Genomic DNA, 12178 nt, shown 5'->3' with positions numbered 1-12178 from the left:
CACATATACCAGTTACTGGGCGTGCTTGCCGGCTTGCAGCCGGAAATTCTTATATCAGCACGCGGGCCTCACGTCACAACCGTATTTTCAAATAATATTACGGTTGGCTGACGGATGCCGATGCCGCAGCAGAGGACGGTTCCGCAGGCGCAGGCACAGCCGCCGGTCGCTGACTCGGCAGGTAGGGAATAGGCCCGCTCGGCTTGTTAGCCGTGAGGGGGGCGATCCTTGTTTGAGTAGTGGCCACGGGCGCACCCACCACCTGTCCGGCCTGGGCCTGACGCTGATCGAGCACGCTCGAAAGCTGGGCGGCACGGGCATTGAGCTTGCCGACCGGCGTCACCACCGCCTCCATGGCGCCGGCATATTCGCCGTTATAATAGATCTCAAAGGCGTTGATATCGGAGACATCGATGAGCAGGTTCTGCTGATCGGCGGCCGGCAGGCGATAGGCCTCACCGGCGCCGATCGAATGCGCGAAATAGACCGTACCCTCCGGGCTGCGCACCACCAGATTGACCGTCTTGGTGGCCTGCAGGGTGACCGACGAATTTTCCGGCGGCGCCCCATAGATCGCCCCGCGCGGATTAAACGCCTTGCGCATCTGCAGCACATCCGACACCGGCACCGGCGCGGCCGAACTGGAATTTCTCGCCGCTTCGATCGAGGCAAAACCTTCCTCTAAACCCGGGGTCACGTAGGGGGCCGGTACATCCTGATCTCGCGGTGCCGGCAGGGGCTGCGACACGAAGATCGTCCCGTTGAGCATGTTGGGCACACCCTGCGCCCACGACGCATTGCCGAACGCCGCCTCATGCTCACGATGGCCAAAGCTCAGATTCGGCTGGCGCTGCACCACATTCCAGATCACCACCGCCGCCACCAGGCTAAGCGCCGCCCCGATATAGAGCCGGTAGTTGGGTTTCACGTCTTCGAGCGAGGCACCAGACGGCGCATGGAGACGCACGCTGGCGTCGGTGACCTCGCGCTTGTACATATCGGCCAGGGTCTCTTCATCGAGCCCCAGCGCCTTGGCATAGGCCTTGACGTAGCCGATGGCGAAGGCGCGCGGCGGCAGCACATCATAGGCCGCCTGCTCGAAGGCTTCGAGATAGGCACGGCGCACGCGGGTGATATCCGACACCTTGTCGAGCGACAACCCCATGGATTCGCGCGTCGTCCTGAGAATTTCCGCCAGGTCGAAACGGTCGGGCAAGCGACCGTCGACCGAGGTCAGGGCCGGTGACGCACCGCGATAGAGCCCCTGATAGGGCTCATCCTCAATGATGTTCAGCGGATCGGGCGTACTCATGGTTTTCCTGCACGGGAGCGTCACGAACCAAACCATAGGCCCGGTGATTAATCAACAGTGACATGGCGTTAAGCGCCACACATATAACGCAATTTTTGGTGTTTGATATCACGCCCAAGTCGGTTTATGACAAGGCCTCCTTAGATTGAATCTGGAATATCCCGTCATGCCCGCAGCCTTCGACGATTTGTATATCGGCCAGAGCGTTTCCATCGGCGCAGGTGTCATATCCGAAGAGGAACTGGCGGCCTTCTGCAAATCCTACGCGCCAAGCTGGGACCCGGCCGATGGCGTGCCCGACGCGCTTTTGTTCGCCCTGTGGTCGAAGCTGGAAACCGAAGCCGCGTCGAACTGGCCGCAAACCAAGCGCCTGGCGGTCGATGCCTTGCGCTGGTCGCGCAATCCGCCGCCAGGCGAACTCTTGCGCGGTCGCCTGACCGTCATGGGCAAGGATGCCGTGGGCGATACCAAGGGCGTGGTCATTGCGCAGAACGACGTGCTCGATGAAGCCGGTCGTCTGGTGTTTTCCTGCCTGACGCGGTCGGTGTTTCAAAGGCTGCCGAAGGCGCCTGTGGAATAGTCCTTACGACTTAGCCATCCGCTCGAAACCATAAAAAAAGCTCCGGACTTTCATCCGGAGCTTTTTCATTTCACGAAGCCATAAAGCTTAGTTGGCGACCGGCGCCGCGGCGTTGCGCTCAATCGTCATGGCGATCAGCTTGTCCCAGGCCAGAAGGGAGTTCAGGTGGGCGTAGATGTGGGTCAGGGCGCCGTTGTCGCGAAGTTCGACCAGTTTGTCGCCGGACAGTTCGCCCAGCTTCTTCTCGTCGACTGCGAAGTATTCGGCGATCTTTTGCGGCTCACCCGGCGTACCGTCCGGATTTTGCGGGCGATAAAGGGTTTCGCGTGCAGCCAGCAGGTCCAGTTCGCGCAGGAGACCCACGAAGGACTCCGTGCGACGGCGCTCGTTTTCGAAATCCGAACAGAACTGCATGGCGTTCTCGACGTAAGGCGTGGCCTTGCCGTTTTCAAAGAAGGGCACGTCTGGGTTGGAGGCAGCCACCATGGCAGCGCCGGTATCGACGCACAGGATCATGCGCTCCTGGCCTTCGTCATTGGCGAAGACGAACGGATAGCGGCGGGCGAAGGCCGGCAGGTAGGCGTCGGGCTTGAAGCTGCCTTCAGCCGACACGAACACGTTCTGGCCGGCGGAAAGGCCCATGGCTGCGACCGGCATGTAGTTTTCACCGATGAAGACGATCGGGAAGCTTAAGGAAGCCGCCGGGAATTCGGCCACGGTCAGCGGCACAACATTGGTTTCAGCCACGAAGCCATGCGGCGACGAGATCGCTTTGATACCCATGGCGGCGTGAGCTTCAGGGCTCAGCGGTTCAGGGGATTTGTAGAAAAGGACGTTTCCGGTGAGCGTCGCATCGTTGGTTTGTTCTTGTGCCATGGTCGCTTTACTAGAGGGCTGGAGTAAAAAGGAACTTCGCTTCTAGCCCAACGGATTGTTTCCGGCAAGCGCCGTGACTGTATAGGCGAGCGGGCCGGTATTTTTTCTGTTTTCGGCGTGTGTCTGTACCGTTTTGGGGCGGAGGAAGGCGTGTGCTTCCCCTCGCCTCTCTACGATCAGAAGTTATAGACCAGACCGACGCGCAGGTTGCGACCCGGCTCGACCACCGCATCCTTGGTCGACGAAGTGGCTTCTCGCATCTCGACGTCGCCCAGATTACGCACCTCAGCGAACAGCGACACGTTCGGGGTTTCCGGCAGCTTGTAGGAGGTGAAGACATTGACCGTGGTATAGCCCTCAGTCGCCGTCTCGAAGGTGCCCAGGCGCGATTTACGCGCATCGACCGTGCGAACCTCGGCGTAGGAAGCCCACGCGCCGCCCTTGCTTTCCAGCTTGAGTGTCAGGGCCTGCGGCGGGATACGCACCACAGGTCCAATGTCGGTGTCGCCATGGGTATAGTCATAGGCGAGGTTCAGGTTGAAGGCCTGTCCCCAGCGCTGGCCCAGACGCGCATTGCCCTCCAGTTCGAGACCGTAGATATCGGCATTGGTCTGGACGTACTGGAAGACCGGCATGTCGTCCTCGGTCGTGCCTGTGTCGCGCAGGTCGATGAAATTGTCGAAGTGGCTGGTGTAGACATGGGCATCCAGGCTGAAGCGCTGGTTTTCCGACGACATCAGGTGACCCGTCAGTTCCAGGCTGTAGCCGACCTCGGTTTTGAAATCGGGATTGCCGATGATGAACTGTCCGGTGGCGGCATGCGGGCCATTGGCCAGCAGTTCGACATCAGCCGGTGCGCGTTCGGACCGCGTCAGGCTCAGCCCAACAAAGGTGTGCGCCGACGGGCGATAGAAGCTGCCGAGCGAGGCCGACACGGTATCAAAATCGCGATCAAAGCCGGTTTCGTTCGAGGTGATCGAGGTCTGATCGACCCGCGCGCCGCCTTCGACGCCCCACTGACCGGAATCGTAGCGATACTGGCTGAACAGACCGTTCTGCTTGGTGGTGGTCGAGGGCACGAAGGCCTCTTCGCCGATGGCCTCGAAATCGCGCTTCAGGGCGCTGATGCCGACCGTGCCGCTGACCTTACCCTGGCCGTCACGCACCAGGGCGGCGCGGAACTCCTCGCCTTTCGACAGGAACTGCGTACCGATATCAGCGCCTTCATATTCGGCATGGTTATAGTCGGAATAGCCGGCCGACGCATCCAGGCGGTTGAATCCGAGCCAGTTGAGATTGATACCGGCGCGGGCGTCCCAGCGCTCCTGGTGCAGCTTGATATTGACGTCCTGCTCGATGGCCGTGCCGTAGGTGTAGTCGGTATCCTTGTAGCTGACGCCGGCAAAGCCAAAATCACCGACATAGGAGACGCCAGCCCCGATATTGCGCATGTCCTGCGCCGAATTGGTCTGCTTGCTGCGCGTGTCAGGCGCCTCACCGGCGGCCTCGCTGTAGCTCAGAAGCTGCGGCGGCACCGGGGTGTTGTAGTCCTTGGTCTTGTGATCGAAGGCATCGAAGGTGAAGATCCACGGCCCCTTGCCGGCCTTGATATTGAAAGCGCCCTGCAGTCCCTCGTCAACTGTCGAGCCCTGCAGCGCGACGGTGCCCTCATAGCCCTTGGCCGGCGCTTGCGTCGGAATACGATCATCGATGACGTTGACCACGCCACCGATAGCGTTACCGCCATATGCGAGCGCCGACGGTCCGCGGAGCACTTCGATACGGCGGGCTTCGGTCGGGTCGCTCGGCACGGCGTGATCCTGCGACAGGGCCGACACATCGACCATGCCCATGCCGTTGTTCAGCACCAGGACGCGGAAGCCTTCGAGGCCGCGGATAATCGGACGGCTGGCGCCAGGCGAAAAGCTCGATGAACGGATGCCCGGCAGGTAGGCCAGCATGTCGCCCAGCCCTTGCGCCGGCTTCTGGTCGATCTGGTCGCGCGTCAGGATATCGACGTGCGACATCAGCGCGTCCTTGTTGATCTTGTAGCCCGAGCCGGTGATGACCACCTCTGTCGGCTTATCGTTAGCGGGGGCGGCATCCTGAGCGTGAGCAGTGCTGCTGAGCGCCAGAAGGGAAAAGCTGCCTAGAAGAAGGGTTTTGTAAGCGGACATGCGGAGACCTCAGATCATGACCAGAATGGTGCGATGCGGCATTTGTTATGTAATAATATAACTTAGGTCAAGCCGAATGTTATACCATTACGCACCATTATGTCGTTTTTCTGCGATGACTTGCGAAATGGCACGAGTCCTCTTACCTTAATCAGCATGAGCCACGCTTGCGAACACACACACGATCACGACCATCACCTTAAGTCCGACGCCCGTGCGGTCAGGCTTGAGGAAGCTCAGGCCCTGTGTGTAGAGGCCGGTGAGCGCATGACGTCGTCGCGCCTGCGCACCTATGAATTGATCCTTGAGGCCAATGCGCCGATCAAGGCCTATGATGTCATCGATCGCTTCCATCCCGATGGCGCGGCCAAGCCCCCTACCGTCTATCGCGCGCTCAGCTTTCTGGAGCAGATGGGCCTGATCCACCGCATCGAAAGCCTCAACGCCTTCGTGGCCTGTGATACCCATGATCGGCACTCTCGTTTTGGGCACACAGCCGGCTTCCTGTTGTGCGAATGTTGCGGCCAGAGCGAGGAAATCGCCATTCCTAATGTGCTGGAAATCAAGGCCAGCGCCGCCAAGACCGGCTTCAAGGTCAATCACATCACGCTGGAAGCGCGCGGCCTGTGCAACGCCTGCCAGGCCAACCGTTAGGCTGAGGGCAGCCCGCCACCAGACCGCCCACCTCGACACGCCCTAAATCCAGCGCTTATTCTTGAAAAGACCAAGTAGCGCGACCGTGATCAGCACCATGATGACGCACACCGTCTCAAAGGCGTATTTCTGGTGCAGGAACGGCATGACATCGAAATTCATGCCGTAGATGCTGGCGATCAGGGTCAGCGGCATGAAGATGACCGACACGATCGAAATCACCTTGACGATCAGGTTCTGCTCGACATTGATCAGGCCCAGCGCCGCATCAAGCAGGAAGGCGATATTGCCCGACACATAGGTGGCGTGATCGCTCAGCGAGGCGACATCCTGACTCATCGTAAGCAGGCGGTCGTGATAATCACGCAGGCCGGCGCTGTTTTTCACCCCCACCACCGGACGTTCAAGCCCCGCCGCGAAAACCGTCAGCCGGGTTAGCGAGACCAGCGAATCGCAAATCTTGACGATATCGTTCTGCGCGCCGCCAAGACGGATCAGCACGTCTTCGAGCTTGGTCTTGCGCTTTGTGGTGAAGATCGATTTCGACAGTTCATCGATGCCGTGGCTCGTCTTCTCGATCAGGTCGGCGGTGCGGTCGATGATGATATCAAGCAGGTTGAGAAAGGTGGTCGGTCCGTCGACGCACATCGCAGGCTGCTTCTCGATGTGATCGCTGAAGATCTTGAAAGACGCCGGCTGGATATAGCGGATGGTGACCAGACGCCCCCCCACCAGCACAAAGGTGACAGGCCCGGACTGAAGCTGTGCCTCGCCGCCGAAAAAGGCGACCTGCGCGGTCATGAAGGCCGCGCCATCTTCCAGATAGAGCCGGCTCGACGCCTCGATTTCGGCCATGTCCTCGCGCGTCGGTAAAAAGACGCCGAGGTGACCTTCGAGGCGCAGTTCTTCATCGCGGGTTGGATTGTAAAGATCGAGCCATGTGACCGCAGGACTGAAACTTTCAGGTCCGGCGGTGACGTGATGTCCTTGTGTGTGCAGTGTCAGCACGGGTGCCCCTCGAACGACGTATGATCCGTTCTTTAGCCGGAAAGCCCGACGGGCGTAAAGTGGAGTTTAAGGCGAAGCTTACGAACGCAGCTTGGTGCGGACGTGCGACTTTTCCGAGCCCTTGGCCTTGGTCTTGCCCTTGGCGGAGGCCTTTTTTGCGACGGCTTTCTTGCCAGTGGCCTTCTCCGTCACCTTTTTCACCGGCTTGACGGCTTCGGGCTTGTCGGCATTGTCGGAATCAATCTGAGCCACCAGATCGGCGGCGGGCTTGCCCGAAACGTGCGCGGCGACAGTGACCGGCTTGACGCCTTGGAAGCCCTTGCTGTTGCCCGGCGAGAGCGCGGCCTTGAGATCGGCCGGCAGTTCGGCGGGCGTATTCGAATTCATGGCGATTTGCTGCGCCAGATGGGCAGCGGCGGGCGCCACGGTTTCAGGCTGCGCGATGGTAGTGACCTTGTCACCCATGCGAACCTGTGTGGGGTCCTGATAGATGAAGCCATAGGTCGGATAGACGGTGGTGCCGAGATCATTCGACGGACCGTACCATACCTTGACCTTGGACCAGTCACCCGAATTCCGACACATCCATCACGTTGACATTATCTTCAACCTGACCACGGCGGCCATTGATCGGCGACCAGTTGGCGTGGGTGACCTGGATATAGCGATCGGTGATGATCTGCGAAACGACGGCGACATGGCCGCGGCTCATCTTGCCCTGGGCCTTGAACACGAGCACGGCACCGGGCTTAGGGCGAGAGCCTTCTTCATAACGGTTGGTCGCCTTGCCCCACCACGTCCAGGCGTCGCCGAAAATCTGCATGCCGGTGAACTGGCGGGCAAAGGTGACGCATTGAAGATAGGCGGAGTCGGCGGCGGACTTGTGTGCGACCTTGACAGCAGGGGCCTTGCCGGTTTTATGTGCTTTTTCCTTGGCTTCAACCGAGCCGACGGTGCACAGGGTAAGTAGGGCAAAAGCGAAAGCCGACACGGTTTTTTTCACGCAACACACTCATTGACTGTTAGTCCCGTGTCTTTTCTACAACAGAAAAATTAATTTTCAAATACCTTTTCGCCCCCTCGGGGCAAAAAATTAACCTTGTTTAACCCACGAATACGTGATCATTCCGTGAAGTCGTTCGCCATAGTGCCGCACAGTCTTGCGGAACGGACGCTCCACCAGATGGTGCGCCAGCATAGAAAGCGGCACCAGGGCCAGCAATCCGGCGAACCACCAGACAAACGGCAGAGCCCCGTGATCGGTGCCGAGGAGCGCGTTGGCACCCTTGAGATACACCCATTTCCACGGCACGTAGATCATATAGGTGGCGAAGGAGATCTCCCCGAGATAGACGAGAACTTTTCCTGACATCAGGCCCTTGCCATTTTGCCCCAAGCCGGAAATCGACAACACCAAGAGACCCAGAGCGATCACAATCAGGATATCCGACTGCGCGAAGCTCGCAGCCAGGATCACGGTCAGAAGCGCCATCGCCGTGCCGGCCTGAGCCACCCATGGTTTCGATACCGCGCCGGAACGCCAGGCCAGATAGAGCGCACTGCCATAGAGGAAGCTCGGCACGATTCGCAGCGCGCCCCACTGGAAGGTGGCGCGGGTCAGGCTGAAGCCAGCCAGGGCCGAAAAAGTGAGATTGAGCGCGATGAGAAACGCGATGGCCAGCGAAACCGCCAGAACCGGACGTTCGCGCAGGCGCCACGCCACAAAGGCCACGGCCGGAAAGACGAGATAGGCGAACCATTCGGCCGAAATCGACCACGAAGGATGGTTGAACGAAGCGGTCGGCGCCAGTCCCCAGGCCTGGGTCAGGGTCAGGTGCGCCGGCAGGGCGGCCCAGTTGGCGGCATTCTCATCGAGCGTCACGCCCTTGATCGCGGCAGCTGTGATCAGCAGGAGGGTAAACAGCAGGGTGGCAATATGCAGGGGATAAACCCGCGCCAGACGATGGATCGTGAACTGGCCGTATTTGAAACGTCCCTCGCCGTAGCTATCGAGATAGACATAAGAGAGGATGAAACCGGACAACACGAAGAACAGATCGACGCCGAGATACCCTTTATCGATCACGCCCAGACTGACATTACCGCTCAGTTCGTGAATATAGGTATAGAGCACCACCCAGAGGGCTGCGAAAAAGCGCAGCGATGTCAGAGGCTTCAGGTGATCGTTCATAACTCCGGCCTTCCCGCCGCCTCTTGCCCGAAAGAAGCGGAATTGTCTTGAAATTGGCGCCTCACAGGCGAACGGTAGGGTCCATGCAGGAAGTGTGCCGGAATTTGTTACATAAACGGTAAACGGACACAGAAAAGCCCTCCGGACACAGCGACCAGAGGGCTTTGCATGTCAAAACCGATGTAACGCCTACTTCTTCACCCAGGCGCCGTTGGCATCCTGATAATATTCACCGGCCTTCAGCTTCGGCACGATGACATTGGCATAGGCCGAAATGCCGGCGGCTTCGGACGAGACGCCGTTCTTGGCGGCGGCCTGACCATAGACGCTGCGGCGACCGGCATTGATTTCATCAACCGCGGCCTTGGTGGTGGCATCGCCACCGCCTGATACGAAGGCGAGGTAACCAGTATTGCCTTCCCCGACAACGCCCTTGCTCTTGGCGGCATCGACCAGCGCCTTGGACGCGGCGACATCGGCATAGGCGGGCGCGATCACGACGGCGCTGACCGCGACGACCGAGCCAGCCAGGGCGGCTGCGGTCAGGACGGCTTTCAGCAGAGAGGTCTTTTTCATAGCGTTTCTCACTTTCCCAGCATTTAGAACAGGTTCGGATTCTCTTGGATGAGCGCTTTCACGTCCTGATCCAGTTGAACCTTCACATTGACGTCGAGCTTGGCGTAGATTGGCGCCAGGTTGACGTTGACATTGACCGAGGGCGTGCAGGCCATCAGCGCGGACGCGCTAAAAACCAGAGCTGCCGCCGCAATCGCTTTTCTCATAAATGGCTCCCTCATAATCGAGCTGTAACTTTCCACGCTACGATAATGCCAGATATAGGCTGAACCGTGGCTGAACGGAAATGAGAATTTTCGCCGCGTGACTTTTCCGGTAAGTCTTGGGATGATGGCGCCATGCTACCCTCAGATACCCTGCCCGACACGCCGGTCACTGGTTCGATCGCGACGGCCTGAGAGATAATGTTGATGGCGACGTCTCCTTCTCCGATGTGGTCTATTTTACCGCCACCACCGTCACCACGGTCGGTTATGGCGATATCACGCCGGTTACCGACCGGGCGCGCATGTTCGATACCTTCGTCGTCACGCCGGTACGGCTTTTTATCTGGATAATCTTCTTCGGCACGGCCTATACTCTGGCCCTTAAGAGTACGTGGGAACAGATCAGGACACGCATGATCCGCAGGGGCCTCAAGGACCACATTATCATTTATGGTTATGGCGCCACCGGCGAGGCGGCCGTGGGCGAACTGCTGCGTCAGGGCGTCAAGCCCACCGGCATCGTCGTGGTCGATCAGAGTGCGGCGCGCATCACTGCCGCCGTGGAGCGCGGCGTCACCGGCATCGAGGGTGACGCCACCTACAACGCCACGCAGGAAGCGGCGCGCGTGAAAAGCGCGCGCGCCGTGATGGTTTGCACCCACCGCGACGATTCCACCGTGCTGATCGTGCTAAGCGCCCGCCAGATGAACGCGCAGGTGCCGATCAGCGCCACGGTCCGCGCCACGGAAAACGAGGACCTGATCCGTCAGGCCGGCGCGACCAACATCATCAATCCGGTCAGCATGGCCGGCCATCTGCTGGCGCGCACCTCCGAAGGCCCGCATGTGGTCGATTGCATCGCCGACCTGGCCTCGGCCGATGGCAATGTGGTCCTGCGCGAACGCGAGGTCACCAGCGCCGAAGTCGGCCATCCGCTGAGCGGGCTGACCACCGGCAAGGGCCTGCGCATTTCACGCCACGGCAAGATCTACGGCTATTGGGAAAAGCCAGCGCAAACGCTTGAGGCCGGCGATGTTATTGTCGAGATCGCCCGCACGGATGCCACCGCTAAATCGGCATCAACGCAATAGGCTTGCCGAGTAGCGAAGATGTCGACTTGAAGCGGAGCGGCTGCCCATCCAGCACGGATAGGCTGCATCTTAAGATTTGGCGCTTTGAACGCTTAGCACCCGTTGCGAACTTGTAGAGGGTTTCATTGGTTCCAACCGAATGCTACTGTAGCCCTATGACAAAGGACGGCCGCCCTTCACGCTTGAATGACATTCGTCTCTTCGCGGGGAGCTATCACACCGACCTCAAAGGCTTTGAGGAGCAGGTCGCATTTGGACGCCGGCTCGCGTGGGCGGTCAATGCAGAGGGCGTAAGTGTCGGGGCCCACACTGCGTTATATGTGTACTTTGCACCCTCAATTGGTGACGGCGAAGTCATGGTTACCAGTCGCGGTGGGGAGTGGTGGCAGCGTTACGTAGACGTCGGGGTACCCGCTGAATTCCCTGGCGTCGATGCAACCGATCGAATTGAAAAGGGAATTGTTGATGCTGTATGCGCCTCGGCACCTCAAAAAACTGATTTGATCAGGCAAACGGCAGCAATCGTCTCCCGTGAAGGCGATCGACTTCGCTTCTTGCAAAAAAGGCGCAACACGCGGAAATACATTGTCGAGGTCACGTCCACGATCGTGGCATGGCCAGCGGCATCACTGCTTTTTGTATCACTGACGGAAAAGGCGACTGGCAAATACTTTGAAGCGCCTCCTGCCACAGTTTCTTTCTACGATGATGCTCGTCGTCTTTCGGGCGCAATAAAGATCACAAACATTGGCGCGACAGTCGAGCCTAAGACATCTGTAGCCGCGCAAGTTGCATCGCTACATCAAGGCGGAGATTTGTGTTGGGCAATTGATGACTTTCAACCAGCGACGCGCCCCGTAGTCATCGATGGCTTGTCTTTACGATAGGTCTCATACGGCAAAATCGGCAGCGTGGAGGCCCATTATGAGCAAGTTTGTCCTGGAAATGAACGTCTCGCTTGATGGCTATGTCGACGATCTCGGCAGCAACCTGGTTATGGGGCCGCCAAGTCAGAAGCACTTCCAGTACTGGATCGAGACCATACAGGGCTATACCGGCAGTCTCTACGGCCGGCGCATGTACGAGGTCATGCGCTACTGGGACGAGGATCGCCCGGAGTGGGATGAGCCGCTACGTACATTCGCCATCGCCTGGCGCAAACTGCCGAAATGGGTTGTCTCCCGCACGCTCGCTGATCTCGGCCCGAACACCACGCTCATTTCCGGCGATATCGAGGCGAAAGTTCGTGAGCTAAAGGCGCGCAACGACGGGACGATGAGCGTCTCCGGTCCGGAACTCGCCGGCCTGATGACCCAGCTTGGCCTGATCGATGAATACCGCCTCCACCTGCGTCCCTTTGTGCTCGGCCAGGGCAAGCCGTTTTTCCACGAGAGCCGCCCGCCCCTTCACCTGGCATCCAACACGCTGATTGATGACGAAACCCTTCACCTGGTCTATGTGCCGGCCTAACCGAATCTGACCTTAGATATGAGCACCGTGTCACGGT

General features: G+C 59.2%; 14 protein-coding genes. 5 read left to right on the top strand and 9 right to left on the bottom strand.

Translation table 11 applies throughout. The annotated features are described in order from the left end of the window. Window positions 1–97: 97 nt before the first annotated feature. Window positions 98–1312 carry a helix-turn-helix transcriptional regulator gene (locus tag ABQ278_RS03795; protein WP_349321281.1) on the bottom strand — a complete coding sequence of 405 codons (1215 nt, stop codon included), beginning with the start codon at window positions 1310–1312 and terminating at the stop codon, window positions 98–100. Between the two features lie 166 nt (window positions 1313–1478). Between ABQ278_RS03795 and ABQ278_RS03790 the strand changes: the two genes are divergently transcribed. Further along, window positions 1479–1892, top strand: coding sequence for an acyl dehydratase (locus tag ABQ278_RS03790; protein ID WP_349321280.1), 414 nt, complete (start codon window positions 1479–1481; stop codon window positions 1890–1892). Between the two features lie 87 nt (window positions 1893–1979). Here ABQ278_RS03790 and ABQ278_RS03785 read toward each other — a convergent pair whose 3' ends face one another. Together ABQ278_RS03785 and ABQ278_RS03780 are read right to left on the bottom strand one after the other, a co-directional pair. Then, window positions 1980–2768 (bottom strand): SapC family protein, encoded by a 789-nt coding sequence (locus ABQ278_RS03785; protein ID WP_349321279.1) that lies wholly within the window; start codon window positions 2766–2768, stop codon window positions 1980–1982. Window positions 2769–2944: 176 nt separating this feature from the next. Beyond that, window positions 2945–4945 carry a TonB-dependent receptor gene (locus tag ABQ278_RS03780; protein WP_349321278.1) on the bottom strand — a complete coding sequence of 667 codons (2001 nt, stop codon included), beginning with the start codon at window positions 4943–4945 and terminating at the stop codon, window positions 2945–2947. A gap of 156 nt (window positions 4946–5101) precedes the next feature. Here ABQ278_RS03780 and ABQ278_RS03775 point away from each other — a divergent pair, with 156 nt between their 5' ends. Further along, a complete protein-coding gene (locus tag ABQ278_RS03775; RefSeq protein ID WP_349321277.1) occupies window positions 5102–5599 on the top strand; it encodes a Fur family transcriptional regulator in 498 nt (165 codons plus the stop codon). 42 nt (window positions 5600–5641) lie between these two features. On the opposite strand, the gene ABQ278_RS03770 is transcribed toward ABQ278_RS03775, so the two are convergent. The 6 genes from ABQ278_RS03770 to ABQ278_RS03745 all read right to left on the bottom strand — a co-directional run bounded on the left by ABQ278_RS03770 (window position 5642) and on the right by ABQ278_RS03745 (window position 9580). After that, window positions 5642–6607, bottom strand: a complete 966-nt coding sequence (locus tag ABQ278_RS03770) for a magnesium transporter CorA family protein (RefSeq protein WP_349321276.1) — start codon at window positions 6605–6607, stop codon at window positions 5642–5644. A 78-nt stretch (window positions 6608–6685) separates the two neighbouring features. Continuing rightward, the gene (locus ABQ278_RS03765; protein WP_349321275.1) at window positions 6686–7192 is read right to left on the bottom strand and encodes a hypothetical protein; all 507 of its coding nucleotides are present in this window, start codon (window positions 7190–7192) and stop codon (window positions 6686–6688) included. Next, a complete protein-coding gene (locus ABQ278_RS03760; protein WP_349321274.1) occupies window positions 7173–7610 on the bottom strand; it encodes a CHAP domain-containing protein in 438 nt (145 codons plus the stop codon). Before ABQ278_RS03760 ends, ABQ278_RS03765 begins: the two co-directional genes overlap by 20 nt. Window positions 7611–7700: 90 nt before the next feature. Beyond that, a complete protein-coding gene (locus ABQ278_RS03755; protein WP_349321273.1) occupies window positions 7701–8798 on the bottom strand; it encodes an acyltransferase in 1098 nt (365 codons plus the stop codon). Window positions 8799–8987: 189 nt separating this feature from the next. Further along, the gene (locus tag ABQ278_RS03750; protein WP_349321272.1) at window positions 8988–9374 is read right to left on the bottom strand and encodes a YdbL family protein; all 387 of its coding nucleotides are present in this window, start codon (window positions 9372–9374) and stop codon (window positions 8988–8990) included. A gap of 23 nt (window positions 9375–9397) precedes the next feature. Next, complete coding sequence (locus ABQ278_RS03745; RefSeq protein ID WP_349321271.1) at window positions 9398–9580, bottom strand: YnbE family lipoprotein; 183 nt, start codon at window positions 9578–9580, stop codon at window positions 9398–9400. A gap of 227 nt (window positions 9581–9807) precedes the next feature. On the opposite strand from ABQ278_RS03745, the gene ABQ278_RS03740 reads away from it, so the two are divergent. From ABQ278_RS03740 to ABQ278_RS03730, 3 genes are all read left to right on the top strand, one after another. After that, window positions 9808–10671, top strand: coding sequence for a potassium channel family protein (locus ABQ278_RS03740; protein ID WP_349321270.1), 864 nt, complete (start codon window positions 9808–9810; stop codon window positions 10669–10671). A 155-nt stretch (window positions 10672–10826) separates the two neighbouring features. Beyond that, window positions 10827–11558: a hypothetical protein gene (locus ABQ278_RS03735; RefSeq protein ID WP_349321269.1), complete on the top strand. Its 732-nt coding sequence runs from the start codon at window positions 10827–10829 to the stop codon at window positions 11556–11558. Window positions 11559–11595: 37 nt separating this feature from the next. After that, the gene (locus ABQ278_RS03730) at window positions 11596–12141 is read left to right on the top strand and encodes a dihydrofolate reductase family protein (RefSeq protein ID WP_349321268.1); all 546 of its coding nucleotides are present in this window, start codon (window positions 11596–11598) and stop codon (window positions 12139–12141) included. The last annotated feature ends 37 nt before the right edge of the window (window positions 12142–12178 follow it).

It is taken from the genome of Asticcacaulis sp. MM231 (assembly GCF_964186625.1).
In the GTDB taxonomy this organism is placed as follows: Bacteria; Pseudomonadota; Alphaproteobacteria; order Caulobacterales; family Caulobacteraceae; genus Asticcacaulis.
Note: the sequence above shows the minus strand (reverse complement) of the source record. Positions and strands in the feature narration are given on the sequence as shown.